Annotated in this window: 11 protein-coding genes; 4 read left to right on the top strand and 7 right to left on the bottom strand. The window is 54.2% G+C overall.

Annotated elements, in window-relative coordinates; all coding sequences use genetic code 11:
- Positions 1–35: 35 nt before the first annotated feature.
- Positions 36–1,214 (bottom strand): MalY/PatB family protein, encoded by a 1,179-nt coding sequence (locus tag ABDW13_RS16185; protein ID WP_343553578.1) that lies wholly within the window; start codon positions 1,212–1,214, stop codon positions 36–38.
- Positions 1,214–2,800, bottom strand: a complete 1,587-nt coding sequence (gene malX / locus ABDW13_RS16180) for a maltose/glucose-specific PTS transporter subunit IIBC (RefSeq protein WP_343553577.1) — start codon at positions 2,798–2,800, stop codon at positions 1,214–1,216. Before malX ends, ABDW13_RS16185 begins: the two co-directional genes overlap by 1 nt.
- A 174-nt stretch (positions 2,801–2,974) precedes the next feature.
- On the opposite strand from malX, the gene malI reads away from it, so the two are divergent.
- Positions 2,975–4,003, top strand: coding sequence for a Mal regulon transcriptional regulator MalI (gene malI / locus ABDW13_RS16175; protein WP_343553576.1), 1,029 nt, complete (start codon positions 2,975–2,977; stop codon positions 4,001–4,003).
- A 32-nt stretch (positions 4,004–4,035) separates the two neighbouring features.
- Here malI and ABDW13_RS16170 read toward each other — a convergent pair whose 3' ends face one another.
- Together ABDW13_RS16170 and manA are read right to left on the bottom strand one after the other, a co-directional pair.
- Positions 4,036–5,535: a YdgA family protein gene (locus tag ABDW13_RS16170; protein ID WP_343553575.1), complete on the bottom strand. Its 1,500-nt coding sequence runs from the start codon at positions 5,533–5,535 to the stop codon at positions 4,036–4,038.
- Positions 5,536–5,665: 130 nt separating this feature from the next.
- Complete coding sequence (gene manA, locus ABDW13_RS16165; RefSeq protein ID WP_343553574.1) at positions 5,666–6,841, bottom strand: mannose-6-phosphate isomerase; 1,176 nt, start codon at positions 6,839–6,841, stop codon at positions 5,666–5,668.
- Positions 6,842–7,038: 197 nt separating this feature from the next.
- On the opposite strand from manA, the gene fumC reads away from it, so the two are divergent.
- Positions 7,039–8,436: a class II fumarate hydratase gene (gene fumC, locus ABDW13_RS16160; RefSeq protein ID WP_343553573.1), complete on the top strand. Its 1,398-nt coding sequence runs from the start codon at positions 7,039–7,041 to the stop codon at positions 8,434–8,436.
- Positions 8,437–8,475: 39 nt separating this feature from the next.
- On the opposite strand, the gene tus is transcribed toward fumC, so the two are convergent.
- On the bottom strand, positions 8,476–9,405 hold the full coding sequence (gene tus / locus ABDW13_RS16155) for a DNA replication terminus site-binding protein (protein ID WP_343553572.1): 930 nt from the start codon (positions 9,403–9,405) through the stop codon (positions 8,476–8,478).
- 158 nt (positions 9,406–9,563) lie between these two features.
- Between tus and ABDW13_RS16150 the strand changes: the two genes are divergently transcribed.
- Positions 9,564–10,751, top strand: coding sequence for an MFS transporter (locus ABDW13_RS16150; protein ID WP_343553571.1), 1,188 nt, complete (start codon positions 9,564–9,566; stop codon positions 10,749–10,751).
- A gap of 159 nt (positions 10,752–10,910) precedes the next feature.
- The gene (locus ABDW13_RS16145) at positions 10,911–11,396 is read left to right on the top strand and encodes an Rrf2 family transcriptional regulator (protein WP_008110154.1); all 486 of its coding nucleotides are present in this window, start codon (positions 10,911–10,913) and stop codon (positions 11,394–11,396) included.
- A 111-nt stretch (positions 11,397–11,507) separates the two neighbouring features.
- Here the strand turns inward: ABDW13_RS16145 and oqxB are convergent, their stop codons facing one another.
- A complete protein-coding gene (gene oqxB / locus ABDW13_RS16140) occupies positions 11,508–14,660 on the bottom strand; it encodes a multidrug efflux RND transporter permease subunit OqxB (RefSeq protein WP_343553570.1) in 3,153 nt (1,050 codons plus the stop codon).
- Positions 14,661–14,677: 17 nt separating this feature from the next.
- The gene (locus ABDW13_RS16135) at positions 14,678–15,832 is read right to left on the bottom strand and encodes an efflux RND transporter periplasmic adaptor subunit (protein ID WP_343553569.1); all 1,155 of its coding nucleotides are present in this window, start codon (positions 15,830–15,832) and stop codon (positions 14,678–14,680) included.
- Between the last annotated feature and the right edge of the window lie 350 nt (positions 15,833–16,182).

Here is a 16,182-nt window from a genome sequence, read left to right as displayed (position 1 = left end):
AAACGGATGCTGAATTAATCAGCATCCGTCACCGTTTAGAACGATTTCAAAGCGGCAATCAGACGATCTAATCCATCGTCCAGTTTACTGCGTGGGCATCCGGCATTGAGGCGCAGATAGCCGCGGCTGGCGGCACCATATGTGGAACCTGGCATGATCGCCACTTTGTGCTGCTGAATCAGACAGTGTTGCAGCGCCTGTTCATCAATGCCCAAAGGATTGAGATCGATCCACGCCAGATAGGTTGCCGCGGGCGGCTGCCAATTCAGCGTTGGAAATTCAGCATTCAATCGTTGCGCGATGTGCTGCATGTTAGCGCTTAGATATTGGCGTAATGCATCCAGCCAAGGCGCGCCATCGCGATAAGCGGCAATGGTCGCCGCCACCGCCATCACCGCAGGCGAAGATAAGCCATCCTGCTTTTTCAATGCATGGAACCAGGCTTGACGATCTGCTTGGTCAGGAATGATGCCCCATGCGCCAGTCAGCGCCGGGATGTTGAAGCTTTTAGATGCTGAGGTAAACAGCGCCCAATCGTTTTCAGCCACCTGGCTCCACGGCGTATGTTGAGCGTCACTCAGCACCATATCCATATGGATCTCATCGCTGATCACCTTCACACCGTGCTGTTTGCACAACGCCGCCATCTGACGTAATTCCTGCACTTGCCACACTTTGCCAGTTGGATTGTGTGGGCTACACAGCAACATCACTTTGCAACGCGGGCGAGCCAGCAACGTTTCCAGTTGCGCCATATCACAAAGCCATGCATTTCCGTGACGTTGTAACGGTAATTCCAACACCTTGCGTTGATTGCCGTTAATGGTGTTGTAGAACGCATCATAGGCGGGTGTGTGAATTAACACTTCGTCGTCAGCTTGCGTCCAGTGGCGCAACAACTGCGCAACCATATAAATCACCGATGGACCGTATACCACTGATTCAGAAGCGACTTCCGTAGCAAAGCGGCTGCGCATCCAATGCTGAATCGCCGAGATAAAATCATCATGCTGCCAACGGCTATAACCAAAAACGCCATGATCAAGCCGCTGCTGTAATGCCTCAACGATGCAAGGCGACGTGGCGAAATCCATGTCGGAAATGGTGAAGGGCAGCAAATCCGCCACGCCAAAGCGGTCGGCGACGAAATCCCACTGTGTGCACCAACTGCCGTGACGATCAACCACTTGATTGAAATCGAAATCCTGCATCATTACACCGTTGCGCTCATCAGGTGCGCCATCTCATCTTTCACCGACTGAACCTGCGGGCCCATCACCACTTGCAGGTTAGTGGCATTAACGTGCACCACGCCGATTGCGCCGTTGGCTTTCAAGGCCGCGTCATCGACTTTGCTCATATCGACCACGGTCAAACGCAGACGCGTCAAGCAATTATCCAGCGACGCGATGTTTTCGATGCCGCCCAAGGCCGCCAAAATAGCTGGCGTATCGAAGCCTGATTTGCCGATGTTGGCGCGATTTACTTGCTGGGCAACGCTGTTGGTTTCGACTTCGCGGCCTGGTGTTTTGATGTTGAAGTGGCTGATGGCGAAACGGAAGATGGCGTAGTAGCCGACGAACCATACCGCGGCGATCACCGGTACCCAATACCATTTGGTCGACAAGCCGTGCAGCACGCCGAAGACGAAGAAGTCGATGACGTTGCCGTCGGTGTTACCGATGGTGACGCCTAGCATTGCCATCACGGTAAAGCCCAAACCGGTCAGAATGGCGTGAATGAGATACAGCACTGGCGCAACAAACAGGAACAGGAATTCCAGCGGTTCCGTGGTGCCACCGACCACACAGGCCACAACGCCAGAAATCAGCAGGCCTTTAATTTTATGACGGTTTTCTGGGCGCGCGCAGTGATACATCGCTAATGCCGCGCCAGGTAAACCACCGAGGAAGGCTGGCATTTTACCTTGCGACAGGAAACGCGTAGCGCTCTCAGCAAAGCCGTGGGTATCCGCACACGCTAACTGCGCCTGGAAGATAGTCAATGCGCCGCTGACGCTTTTGCCACACACATCCATAGTGCCGCCCGCATCGGTAAAGCGAATGATCGCCACCAGAATGTGCTGCAAACCAAAGGGCAGCAACAGACGTTCACCAGTACCAAAGATCATCGGACCAAACTCACCGGCGCTGTTGATCACCCAGCCAAGGCCGGTAATCGCACGCGCAAAGAAAGGCCAAATCAGCGGTACGACTAAACCGAGCACTCCCATCGCCATCGCGGTCACGATGGGCACAAAGCGCGTACCGCCGAAGAACGCCAATGCATCCGGCAAGCGAATGTTATGGAAGCGTTCATGCAACCAGAACACCACGATGCCAACAATCACCGCACCGAGAATACCGGTATCGATCGACTGAATACCAAGGATGTTTTGTACGTTGTTGGCTTTCAGCACTGCGGCATCGGTGGTCGGCAGAATGCCATTGATGTTGAGCCAGAAGTTGATGCTGAGATTCAGTACCGCGTAACCGACAAAACCGGCAAACGCCGCCACACCTTTGTTCTCACGCGCCATACCCAGCGGAATGGCAATCGCGAACATCACCGGCAAATAGCTGAAGGCAAATGAACCGATCTTCGCCAGCCAGATAAACAGGTATTGCAGGAACGGCTGATCGAGCATCGGAATCAGCGTTAACACGTCGTGGCTGCTGAGTGAGCTACCAATCCCTAACAGAATGCCGCAGAACGACAGCAGAGCGACGGGCAACATAAAGGTTTTGCCCAGACTTTGGAAAAACTCCCAAAGTGACATTTTGGGGCGGCTGGCGGACATAGGTACTCCTGGCGATAAAAGTGAAAGGGTTCAATGTGGTCAAGGATGATAAAACGTTTTATCAATACGTTTTGTGGCTATAGTCACAAAGAGTGACTAATCGCAGACTTTATTTTTGTCGAAATCAGTGTAACGTTTTATCACTTCGTATCTGGACGTCGGTAATGGAACACTATGTCCCAGCAGAAAACCACTATTCATGATGTGGCCGTGGTCGCCGGGGTTTCGGTCTCTACCGTATCGTTGGTGCTCTCCGGAAAAGGGCGTATTTCGCCTGCCACGGCGACACGTGTCAATCAGGCGATTGAGCAACTCGGTTATGTGCGTAATCGCTCTGCTTCCATCTTGCGCGGCGGCGAAAGCGGCGTAATCGGCTTAATCGTGCGCGATCTCAGTCAACCGTTTTATGCGGCGATGACCGCTGGACTGAGCGAAGTATTAGAACAGCAAGGCAAAGTGTTGGTGTTGACGCAAAGCGGTCAACATGGTCAGCATCTTAAGCGCTGCTATGACACGCTGGTGGCGCAGGGCGCGGATGGCATTGTCTTGGGCGGCGCGGTGGCGCAGGCCGAAACGCTGGTACCACAGGCGCAAGAACAGCAGATCGCCTTGGTGTGCGCTTCGCGTGCCAGCAGTCTGGATAACGTTGACTCTTTACGTCCTGACAACAGTCAGGCGGCACGCATGGCGACGGAATATTTGATCCGCCAGGGACATCAGCGCATTGCGTGGATGGGCGGGTTGGGATCGTCATTGACACGAGCTGAACGCATCGGCGGCTATTGCGCGACGTTGTTGCAGTACGGTTTACCGTTTCGCGCTGACTGGATTATTGAATGTGATGATCGCCAGCAAAGTGTGGCAGCCTTAACGCTGGAGTTGCTGCGTCAGCATCCCGGCATCACCGCGATTCTGGCGCACAACGGCAGTACCGCGCTTGGCTGCTATTTTGGTGCACTGCGATGTGGACGCACCTTTGGCGAAGGCGCGGTTGACAGTTATTACACCCAGCAATTGGCGTTGGTGGGTTTTAATGACGATCCACAACGTGAACTGCACGATCCCACCATGACGTTTGTCAGTAGCGAAGCGCGTGATGTGGGAAGGCGGGCAGCGGAGCGGATGTTACAACGGTTGGCACAGCCGGAAGGAGAGGTTCAAAGCCTTATCGTGCCGCCACAATTGATTCGCGGTGAAGTGTAATGGAGGCCCAACGGGCCTCCAATCTAAAAAGATTACTCCGGCATGCCTTCGCTGGTCGGTGCGCCCAGCATATAGCGTGACAGGAACTGCTCCAGCGTCATCTTATCGCCATTCATGGTGACCTGGCCGTTACCGTATTGCAGGCTGGTGACGATGTTGTCATTCTGCTGCTGGGTCAGACGGAACATTTGGCCCATCGCTGCCAAACCTTTCACCTGCTGATCTGCCAATTTCTGCGCGTCATCGCCCTGATAACCTTCTGCCAGACCCACATTGCGCATGGTTTCGGTCGCCATCGGCATATTGATCGTCAGCTTGCCATCGAGGCTTTTCAGCACGCGATCCACTGCGGCGCCTAAATTCTGGGCTTCACCGGTGACGGTGGTCGGATCGTTGAAGCCGACATTCAGGTTGAAGGTGCTTTCACCTTTGTCATTTTTCCAGCTCAGCGGTGCAATGCTCAGCGTTGGCGAGCCTTTCAGCAGCGTCGGCAAGTTATTACGCAGGATGGTTTGCACGCTGGCTTGATAACGAATCGGATCTTCCGCCACGCCCGGTTGATTGAGCAAATCCTGCATTTGCGTGTTGTAAGTATCCGAGAAGGCTTTCACCGCTTGCGCATCAAACTGGGCAAATTTCATTGCTAGCTTAGCCTGACCAAACGGCTGTTTTTGCAGGGTGATTTTGTCGGCATTGACATCCAACTGGCCGCCAATCTTGCCGTCTTTGTTATCAAACGAAGAGGTGGTTTTCAGGTTCTCTAGCGATAAACCTTCCTGGCCGTTGATGCTGGCATTGAGTTTATCGAGTGAAATCGATTGATCGCCGACGCGCACGCCTTCCGGACTGAGATGCGTATCGCCGCTCAGTTTTAGGCCGTTGAGGGTAAACAGCACTGGCATATCAACCTGATTCTTGCTGGTGACCGCAATGCTGGAGAAATCACCATCGAGGCTGACTTTATCGCCTTTATTGTCGGCGCTGATGTTCAACGTGCCGCCATTGGTCGCCAGGCGATCGCCGGTTTGCGCATTGTTGTAATCCACCGCCAGCAAGTTGAGCGCCGTCGCGGTCGCGCCGTTGTAGCCCACGCGCGTATCCGCGGTCACCAGCGATTTGCCGTCGGTCAGCTCAAACAGTTTCTTCACCGCATCGGTGTTTTCCAGTTCGCTGTGCACTGATGCCATGCTAGGGATCAGGATGCCGCGTTTTAACTGCGCAAACGGGAACGGGCCGTGATCAATGGTTTCGTTCAGAACGATGCTTTGACCCGGTTTTAACAGCGGATTGTCATTGGTTTGCGAACTGGCTTGCACCACCAATTTGGTTTTGCTGCTGAATACGCCACGCTGATAATCCTGATAGCTCAACGTCAAGCGGCTGTTCGGCGCATAGGCATTCAGCTGCGCATTGGCATTCTGCAACATCTCATCCATATGGCTTTCCAGTTGCTTACCGGTAAACCATGAAGCACCAGTCCAAATCACGCCGAGCGCCACAATCACACCTACGGCAACCTTGGTCTTTTTCATCGCTGTGTCGTCCTTATCCTTGCGTCCGCACGCCGCTGGTCGGTGCGCGACGGGTGAAGAAAAACGCCCGCAGGCGTTTTAAATTAATAGTTTGAAAGAATAGCAGTTAATGCTGCAAGCGTCAGCCGGTTCAGTCCAGCGTATTGTAGACGCGCGCCAGTCGTCCGGTACCGGCAGCGTTGACTGGCGACTCGTTGGCCGCGATAAAGCAAGATTCACCCGGCTTCAGTACCAACTGCTGACCTGACTTCTCAATGATCGCCTGGCCTTCAATACAGAACAGCAGGGCAGCGCTATTTTGCGCCAGCGCTTGTGGCACCGCTGAAAGTGCATGAATCGCAAAGGCAAAATCATCAACCGGGATCGGGAAGATCAAATTTTCGCCGTCACGCTGCGGCTGGGTGAGCAAGGTTGCCGCCGGTTTGGCGTGGAATTTCAGGTTGGCCATCAGTTCCGGAATATCAATAAACTTCGGCGTTAGTCCCGCGCGCAGCACGTTGTCTGAGTTCGCCATCACTTCCAGCGCCACACCTTTCAAGTAGGCGTGCGGCGTTTCGGCAAACAGGAACATCGCTTCACCTGGTTGCAGCGTAATCACGTTGAGCAGCAGCGGAGAGAACAGGCCACTGTCATCGGGATAGTCAGCGGCGATCATTTTAATGGTCTGCCAAGGTTCACCTTCGCGGGAATTTAGCGCGGACTTCAACACGCCGATAGCGCGCGATTTGGCTTCATCCTTCAGCGATAACAGGGTAGAGAACAACTTAGCCAGGTTGGCTTCATCAGCATTTTCCAGGAAGTGGGCGATTTGCGGATGCGCGCCGGCCACCGGTTCCAGCAGTGAGACGATCTCATGCAGCTCGCGGAAACCGTTCATCGCCTGGAATGGTGTTAAGGCATACACCAATTCTGGTTTGTGGTTGGCATCTTTATAGTTACGTTCAGCGGCGCTTAGCGGAATGCCCGCAGCATTTTCGCGCGCGAAGCCTTCCTCGGCTGCGGCTTTGCTTGGATGCACCTGAATCGATAGCGCTTGATCGGCGCACAGCACTTTGAACAGAAACGGCAGTTCGCCAAAACGCTCGGCAACGGCTTTGCCCAAGATGGCGGGCTGGCCAGCATTGATCACATCGCGCAGGGAACGGATCTCACCGTTGATTTCGACGGTTGAAGGGCTTTTCGGATGAGCGCCCATCCACAGCTCGGCCATCGGTAATCCTTGTGGATTTTCAATGCCATAAAGCTCTGTCAGCGCAGTTTTGCTGCCCCAAGCGTAATTTTGCAGCGAATTGTTCAATTTTTGCATCATTTGCCCTTAGTAACCGTAAGTAATTAGGCTTATTAAAGCAGAAAGTGCCATAGAAAATACACGAACAAGTGCAATAAAGGCGATAGGCTCGCATAATGTTAAATTCTTGTATGTGACAATCTTGCTCGCTCTGTAGCGTCGCGGGAAGGCGTTTAGAGCGGAAATCTCAAAATCTGAGCTAAGGAGACGTAGTCATGGCAGCCAATCGCATTGAAAAAGACTCAATGGGACCGATCGACGTACCGGCAGATAAGTTGTGGGGCGCACAAACCCAGCGTTCGCTGGAACATTTCAAAATCTCAACCGAGAAGATGCCGGTGGCATTGGTACACGCGTTGGCGTTGACCAAACGCGCGGCGGCGCAGGTTAATCAGGATCTGGGCTTACTGCCCGCCGATCGTGCACAAGCGATCCTTAAAGCCGCTGACGAAGTGTTGGCTGACAAGCACAGTGATGAGTTTCCGCTGGCCATCTGGCAAACCGGTTCCGGCACGCAAACCAACATGAACATGAATGAAGTGTTGGCCAACCGCGCCAGTGAAATTTTAGGCGGCGAGCGCGGCATGTCGCGTTTAGTGCATCCCAATGATGATGTAAATAAAAGCCAAAGCTCCAACGATGTGTTCCCCACCGCAATGCACGTGGCAGCGGTCATCGCGGTGCGCGAGCAACTGCTTCCGCAAATTCAGGTGTTGAAAAAGACGCTGAGCGAGAAATCCGAGGCTTTCAAAGATATCGTCAAAATTGGTCGTACCCACTTGCAAGATGCCACGCCACTAACGCTCGGCCAGGAAATCTCCGGTTGGGTGGCAATGCTCGAGCACAACCTCAAACACATTGAAAACAGTATTCCGCATGTGGCCGAGTTGGCATTGGGCGGTACGGCGGTCGGAACCGGTCTGAATACTCATCCGGAATACGCGGTACGTGTCGCCAAAGCGTTGGCCGATCTTACCAAACAGCCATTTGTTACCGCGCCGAATAAATTCGAAGCGTTGGCGACCTGCGATGCCTTGGTGCATGCGCACGGCGCGCTGAAAGGTTTAGCGGCTTCGTTGATGAAAATTGCCAACGATGTGCGCTGGCTGGCGTCCGGTCCGCGCTGCGGCATCGGCGAACTGGCGATCCCGGAAAACGAACCGGGCAGTTCGATCATGCCAGGCAAAGTCAATCCAACCCAATGCGAAGCCTTAACTATGCTGTGCTGCCAGGTGATGGGCAATGATGTGGCGGTTAATATTGGCGGTGCATCCGGCAACTTTGAACTCAACGTGTTCCGTCCGATGGTGATCCATAACTTCCTGCAATCGGTGCGTCTGCTGGCCGACGGCATGGACAGCTTCAATCATCATTGCGCGATTGGCATCGAGCCGGTACGCGAGCGCATCGATCAGTTGCTCAACGAATCGCTGATGTTAGTTACCGCGCTAAATACCCACATCGGCTACGACAAAGCGGCTGAAATCGCTAAGAAAGCGCATAAAGAAGGACTGACGCTGAAAGGCTCGGCGCTGAAATTGGGTTATCTCACCGAAGAACAGTTCGATGAGTGGGTACGCCCGCAAGATATGGTTGGCAGTATGAAGCAGTAATCACTGTCCAGCCTCTCAGGCCAGCAATGCTGGCCTTTTTTACGCCAATCGATCGCTCCACAAATGCATGCGCGGAATAATCAGATGCAGCGGTTCCGCCAGCGGTTTATGGCGATGCGCGACGTTATCGGCATCGTAATTGATCAATTCACCCAATATCGGCACTTGCGTGCGATCGCGGCACAACACCAGCAGTGGAGAAGGGCACGCCAGTTGCACCTGCTTTTTCTCGCTGGCGCGCCACACACGGGCAATCGGCTGCACTTTTACCGGACGCTTAATTTTTAATTTGGCATTAGCCGGTAACGAAAGAATCGCCTCCAACTCTTGCTGCACTTTCTCCGCCCACTGTTCACGCGTCCACGGTGCCTGCGCGCGATTGGCTTTCAGACTGCGCTCCAGTTGCTCAATCACCGCATCGCGCGTGACGTTCTTTATGATGTTTTTGTTCGCCCAGCCGAAGCGCAGACTGTCTGGCGAATTGAGTAACGTGACGCTGCGATAGGCGTTCAGCGTTATTAATCCGCGCAGATGCTGGTGGACAAACTCAAAGCGCGCCTCGCTTGGCAGACCTGAATCCACGGTAATCAACTGTTCAAGCCGCTGCTTCAAGGTATTGATCTCATTCATTTGCTGCGTAATGCGCTCATGCATAATCTCATCCGCTTCGATGCAAATCGCGCCAGGTAAACGTACCGCCGCTTTGGTACTGAGTTTTTCTGACTGATGCTGCATAAACAGCCGGCAATAGTGCGTCAGCGCCATTTCGCGTGCGGTTTTACCCAGATGCTGAGTCACCGCGATGCGTTCAATTTCGTCATGTTCATGGCCTTTCTCGATTTCCGGCAAGCTGAACACGCGCGCGATCAGCAATGGCTGATCTTCTACTTGCTGACGTAACGCCGCTAATGCTCGCTCCAGCGCATTCACGCAATCATGGAGATCGGCCACCAAATCATAACGCGCCATAAAAATGCCCTCATAGTTACAACATACTGAATAGTGTACTGGCTGTGGTGCCAATCTGCCAGCTGTGTGCGAAGAAATCGTTAAGCAGGAAACGTCGGCATTTTTCCTGCTGGATTAACGTGTTATAACAATGCTTTGCCTGCTAACGGAATATTGTTGTGACGTCGCATCCTAAGCCTCCCGTTCCCGCCATCATCACGCTCGGACTGGTTCAAATCCTTTCATGGGGCGGATCATTCTATCTGATGGCAGTGATGGCCAATCCTATCGTGGCGGACACTGGTTGGTCGCAGCAATGGGTGTACGGCGCACTGTCGCTCGGCATGTTGATTTCCGGATTGCTGGCACCGCTGAGCGGCCGCTTGATATCCCGCTCCTATGGCCGCGTGTTGCTGGCCGCGAGCGGGGCGGTGATGGCGCTGGGCTTGGTGATCATGGGATTAAGTCACAATCTGCCGCTGTTTCTATTTGCCTGGCTTATTATCGGCATTGGCATGGCGATGGGATTGTACGATGCGCTGTTTGCCACGCTCGGCACGTTGTATGGCGGCCAGGCGCGCGGGGCGATTACCGGCATCACGCTAATTTCGGGATTTTGTACCACGTTAGTCTGGCCGGGTACGGCGCTGCTAATTCATTGGCTGGATTGGCGTGGCGCTTGTTTTGCTATCGCCGGATTGCTGTGTTTATCGGTTTTACCGGCTTACTTGTATGCGCTACCGGCACCGGAACGTCGCCTTACCGCCAGTAAAACCGTTCCCAACAGCAATGGAAATGAAATTGCGCCCACGCTGTTCTGGTTGTTGTGCAGCATTTTCACTCTCGCCTCGGTGATCATGACGGCAATATCCGTGCAGTTAATTACCTTGCTGCAAGCCAGCGGCCATACGTTGGCTTCGGCGTTGGCCATCAGTGCGATTCTCGGCCCATGCCAGGTTGGCTCGCGCATTGTTGATATCGCCTTTAAGCGCGGTCACCCAATCTGGACCACCTTCTGTTCGGTGGGATTGGTGGCGCTTGGCTTGTTGCTGCTGGCGATTTTTCCGCAATTTGCGGTGCTGAGTATGGTGTTGTACGGTGCCGGAAATGGCTTGCGCGCGATAGTGCGCGGAACTTTACCGCTGGTGATGGTCAAACCAGAAGCCTACGCGATTGTGGTAGGACGCATGGCACGTCCCGCGTTAATCGGCCAGGCGTTAACGCCGCTGGTTGGCGGTTACGTGTTTCAGCATCTCGGCGCTAACGCCACCTTGTGGTTACTGTGCGTGTTGGCGTTGATTAACGTGCTGCTGGTGGTGGCGCTGAAGCAGAAATTGCCGCAGCCAGAAAGGGCAGTGATAAACTAAGCAGCCTGTGCGCTTATGCCGGATCAAATGATGAATACGTGCCTTGATCACAGTGGTCGGCTTCTAAAAAGCAACAGTGTTTGTTATATTTATTGCTTATTCATTACACACATTCGCGGCATAAAAACAACGAAATAGCCCGCAACTCAGGAAATTGAAATGCTTGATTACCGCTTCCCGACAGCTTTGCAGATGGTCTTGAGCGTAGCGATGGCGGAGCAATTGGGTAAACGCTCGACCAGTGCCATTTTGGCGTACGGTCTTGAAGCGAATCCCAGTTTCATTCGGAAACTTATGGTTCCGCTCACGCGAGACGGCATTATCGTCTCAACGCTTGGTCGCACCGGCTCGATCCACTTAGGTCGCCCGGCTGCCGAGATTACGCTGCGTGACATTTATACTTCTGTGATTGAAGACAAAAAGCTCTGGGCCTCACGTCCCGATGTGGCACCGCGTTGTTTAGTGAGTGCCAACCTGTGTTGGTATTTTAAATCAATTGCAGAAGAGGCCGAAGAAGCGTCGCTGAAGGTACTGGAAACCCGCACCGTAGCGGATGCGCTGGCTGAACTAAAGCATAACGACACCAGCAACTGCGAAGAACTGCCGGATCTCGAACTCGCCGATCTGTGCAAAAAAGGTCGATAATCTCCCCGCATCCCCGAAGGTCGCCATCACGGCGACCTTTTTTATTGCCCAAATTCAGCGCATAAAAAATCCGGGCACAGTGGCCCGGATGGTTCACTTCAACGCTAACCGTTATGCGGTCTGCACTTCCGCTTGCGGCTGTTTGCGCGTCACCAGCTTACGCAAGGTCACATAGAACACCGGCGTCAGGAACAGCCCGAACAGCGTTACGCCAAGCATCCCGGAGAACACGGTAATCCCGGTGACGCCGCGCACTTCCGCACCTGCACCTTCGCCGAGAATCAGCGGAATGGTACCGGCGATAAAGGCGATCGAGGTCATGACGATCGGACGTAAACGCAGGCGACAGGCTTCCAGCGCCGCATCGACAATGCTGCGGCCCTGCATCTCCAGTTCACGCGCAAACTCGACGATAAGAATCGCGTTCTTACAGGCCAGCCCCATCAACACTACCAGACCAACCTGCACAAACACGTTGTTATCGCCGCCGGTCAGCCACACACCAACCAGCGCAGACAACATGGTCACTGGCACAATCAGGATCACCGCCAGCGGCAGCGTCCAGCTTTCATACAGCGCCGCCAGTACCAGGAACGCCAACAGCACCGCCACCGGGAACACAATCAGCGCGGTATTGCCCTGGGTGGATTGCTGATAGCTCAGATCGGTCCATTCGATGTTCATGCCGTTTGGCAGCACCTGGCTCGACATCGCTTCCAGCTTCTGCATTGCCTGCGCTGAAGAGAGCACGCGCGGATCGGCATCACCAATCAAATCTGCTGCCGGATAGCCGTTGTAGCGGATCACCGGATCGGGGCCGTAAGTGGTGGTGATATTCACCATGCTGCCAATCGGCACCATTTCGCCACGATCGTTGCGGGTACGCAGATTACCAATGTCCTGCACGCTATCGCGGAACTCGCCATCCGCCTGCGCCATTACACGCCAGGTACGACCAAATTTATTGAAATCATTGACATACGACGATCCCAAGTAGGTTTGCAGCGTGCTGAACAGATCGGTCAACGACACGCCTTGCGCTTTGGCTTTGTCGCGGTCCACCTGCACATCCAACTGCGGTACGTTGGCTTGATAAGAGGAGATTGGGAACATCATGCCTGGCGTCTGCAATACCGCGCCGGTCATGGTGTTGATGGCGGTTTGCAGTGCTCCGTAACCTAATCCAGCGCGATCCTGCACATACAACGAATAACCAGAACCTTGTCCCAGACCCAAAATCGGCGGAGGCATGATCGAGAAACCAAAGCCTTGCTGAATCTTGGATATCTTGGCGTTGATTTCGGCGTTAATTTCCGCCGCCGTACGCGTGCGTTCATTAAACGGCTTCAAGCCAAAGAATACAGTGCCGGTATTTGGCGTATTGGTGAACTGCAAGGCATTCAGGCCAGGGAAGGCAACAGAATAGGCCACGCCTTCGGTGTTCATGCCGATTTCGCTCATCTTACGAATCACTTCATCGGTACGCGCCAGCGAAGAACCTTCCGGCATTTTTACACCACCAATCAGATACAACTTATCCTGCGTGGGGATAAAGCCGCCCGGCACGGTGTGGAACATAAAGCCCGCGCCCGCCAGCAGCAGCACGTAAACCCCGAATACCGCGCCACGACGACGCAAGGTTTTGCCAACCAGCGATTCATAGCCGTCTGAACTGCGCTGGAAGAAGCGGTTGAACGGGCGGAACAGCCAGCCGAGCAAGCGATCAATAATGCGCGTCGGCATATCTTTCGCTGCGTCATGTGGCTTCAGCAGCAGCGCCGCCAGCGCCGGTGACAAGGTCAGCGAGTTAATTGCCGAAATCACTGTAGAAATGGCGATCGTCACCGCGAACTGCTTGTAGAACTGACCGGTTACACCTGAAAGGAATGCCATCGGCACGAACACCGCACACAACACCAAGGCGATAGCGATAATCGGTCCCGACACTTCGCGCATCGCCTGATGCGCCGCCGCGGTCGGTGACAAGCCTTGCTCAATGTTACGCTCGACGTTCTCCACCACCACGATGGCATCATCCACCACGATGCCGATTGCCAACACCAGGCCAAACAAACTCAAGGTATTGAGCGAGAAGCCCAGCAGATAAAGGATGCTAAAGGTACCCACCACCGAAACCGGTACTGCCAGTAACGGAATGATCGAGGCGCGCCAGGTTTGCAGGAACAGAATCACCACCAACACCACCAGCACAATCGCCTCAAACAGCGTTTGCACGACGGCGCGGATCGAGTCGCGCACAAACACCGTTGGATCGTACGGCGCTGCCCACTGCACATCGTCCGGGAAGCGGGTTGCCAGCTCGGCCATTTTGTCGCGAACCGCATTCGACAAATCAATCGCGTTGGCGCCCGGTGCCTGGAAGATACCGATGCCGACCGCATCTTTATTGTTGAGCTGCGAACGTAACGCATAACTGCCGGAACCCATCTCGATGCGCGCCACGTCACGCAGGCGCACCAAGGTGCCGTCGTCAGCGGTTTTCAGAATGATATTGCCGAACTGTTCTTCGCTTTCCAGGCGGCCTTGGGTATTAATCGACAGCAGGAAATCGCTCTGTTTCTTCAGCGGTTCCGCACCAAGCTGACCGGCAGAAACCTGCACGTTCTGCTCTTGCATCGCGCTAACCACATCAGAAGCAGTCAAACCGCGCGCCGCGACCTTATTCGGATCGAGCCACACGCGCATGGCGTATTCACCGGCACCGAAGATCTGAATCTGCCCGACGCCCGGCAGGCGCGCCAGTTCATCCTTCACTTTCAAGGTGGCGTAGTTACGCAGATACAGAGAATCGTACTTGCCGTGCGGCGAAAACATGTGCACCACCAGCGTTAATGTCGGCGACATCTTCTGCGTGGTGAGGCCCAGTTGGCGCACTTCTTCCGGCAAACGCGCTTCGGCTTGCGCCACGCGGTTCTGTACCTGAACCTGCGCCTGATCCGGATCGGTGCCTGGACGGAAGGTCACGGTAGTGACCAGCACGCCATCGGAACCGGCGACAGATTTCATGTACATCATGTTTTCCACCCCGTTGATCGCTTCTTCCAGCGGCGTCGCCACGGAATCTGCAATCACTTTGGGGTTGGCACCGGGATATTCCGCGCGTACCTGCACGCTCGGTGGCACCACGTTGGGATACTCACTGATCGGCAGCAGCGGAATGGCGATCAATCCGGTGGTAAAGATCAAAATCGACAGCACCGCCGCGAAGATCGGTCGGTCGATAAAAAAGCGGGAGAAATCCATAAAAGGCAGTCTCGAAGTTATTGAGCGGAGCGCATCGCTACCGGTTGAGCGGTCACCGGCATGCCAGGCATAAAGACTTTCTGCAAGCCGTTAACGATCACCTTGTCACCAGGTTTCAGCCCTTGCTGCACAATGCGCAGGCCGTTGGCCAAATCACCGGCCTGAATATCGCGACGCTGGGCTTTACCTTGCGCATCAACCACGTAAACGTATTTACGATCCTGATCGGTCAGCACCGCTTTATCATCGATTAACAGCGCGGTGAAATCGGCGCTGCCCGGCAAACGCACGCGCGCAAACAAGCCCGGTGTGAATTGACGTTGCTGATTATCCAGGGAAGCACGCATGCGAATGGTGCCGGTGCTGGCGGTCAGTTGGTTATCGAGGAAATCGACGGTGCCGCGATGCGGGAAACCTTGTTCGCCGGTCAATGCTACTTCCACCGGCAGCGAGCCACGGTTTTCGCCTTTGCGTGCCATTGCCTGATAGTGCAGGTAAGTGGCTTCATCGACGTCGAAATAGACGTACATACGATCCTGCGACACCAAGGTAGTCAGCACGCTGGCGCTATCGCCGGCGGTCACCAGGTTACCGGTGGTGATCATTGCGCGGCTGGCACGACCTTCAATTGGCGCGGTCACGCGGGTGAAATCGAGGTTGAGCTGCGCCATATCCACCGCCGCTTGCGCGGAAAGCACATTAGCCTGCGCCTGATTGGCCGCCGAACGACGCTGTTCCCACTCTTCGCGCGACACCACGTTGGTGCCGATCAGCTTATCGGTACGCGCCGATTCGCTGCGCGCCAATGAAGCCTGGCTGCGTGCGTTAGCCAGTTCGGCTTGCGCCTGCTCCAGCGTGGCGCGATAGGTGCGGTCATCGATAGTGAACAGCACCTGGCCTTTTTTCACTTCATCGCCTTCGCGATAGTTAACTTGATCGATATAGCCGGAAACACGCGGACGCAGCTGGACGCTTTGCACCGCTTCGAAACGGCCATTAAAGCTATCCCATTGGCTGACTTTCTGCTCTACCACCTGCGCGACACTCACTTCGGGCGGTGGCGGCGGGGCGTTTTGCGCCACACCGCGATCGCAACCGGCCAGCAGGCTTCCCAGCAACATCACTCCTGACAGGCTTACCGCCCATTGAACCGTATATGTTTGCAGATGCATTGTTGTTATTCCGCTTTGGTGAAAAAGAAAGGAGACGTACGAAAAATCTGCAACTTTTATGATTGCATTAAAACGCCACGAGTGTAGGCTTGCTCAAACTGCATCTGCAAGAATATCTGATACACTTTATGTGCGGTTTTGATCATTGCGTTGCACGAGGATCAAAGCCCCTACGCGCAGTGCGGCATTTAATGCAATAATAAAACTTGCATTAAATGGCATAGTCGTTCAACCTTAAAGTGTAATTGCAACTGATACTGATACTGTTCGCAACGGCGACCGGAGAAAACGAGATGATGACCACCGCATTTATTCACGATTTGATCGACTGGATTGACAACAATATTGAA

The sequence above is a fragment of the Pantoea sp. genome (assembly GCF_039594315.1).
Lineage (GTDB): Bacteria > Pseudomonadota > Gammaproteobacteria > Enterobacterales > Enterobacteriaceae > Pantoea.
Note: the sequence above shows the minus strand (reverse complement) of the source record. Positions and strands in the feature narration are given on the sequence as shown.

Bases quoted from the DNA above. Each gene is read 5' to 3' on its own strand.
- ABDW13_RS16185 (WP_343553578.1), bottom strand. From the start codon at position 1,214: ATGATGCAGGATTTCGATTTCAATCAAGTGGTTGATCGTCACGGCAGT.
- malX (WP_343553577.1), bottom strand. From the start codon at position 2,800: ATGTCCGCCAGCCGCCCCAAAATGTCACTTTGGGAGTTTTTCCAAAGT.
- malI (WP_343553576.1), top strand. From the start codon at position 2,975: ATGTCCCAGCAGAAAACCACTATTCATGATGTGGCCGTGGTCGCCGGG.
- ABDW13_RS16170 (WP_343553575.1), bottom strand. From the start codon at position 5,535: ATGAAAAAGACCAAGGTTGCCGTAGGTGTGATTGTGGCGCTCGGCGTG.
- manA (WP_343553574.1), bottom strand. From the start codon at position 6,841: ATGCAAAAATTGAACAATTCGCTGCAAAATTACGCTTGGGGCAGCAAA.
- fumC (WP_343553573.1), top strand. From the start codon at position 7,039: ATGGCAGCCAATCGCATTGAAAAAGACTCAATGGGACCGATCGACGTA.
- tus (WP_343553572.1), bottom strand. From the start codon at position 9,405: ATGGCGCGTTATGATTTGGTGGCCGATCTCCATGATTGCGTGAATGCG.
- ABDW13_RS16145 (WP_008110154.1), top strand. From the start codon at position 10,911: ATGCTTGATTACCGCTTCCCGACAGCTTTGCAGATGGTCTTGAGCGTA.
- oqxB (WP_343553570.1), bottom strand. From the start codon at position 14,660: ATGGATTTCTCCCGCTTTTTTATCGACCGACCGATCTTCGCGGCGGTG.
- ABDW13_RS16135 (WP_343553569.1), bottom strand. From the start codon at position 15,832: ATGCATCTGCAAACATATACGGTTCAATGGGCGGTAAGCCTGTCAGGA.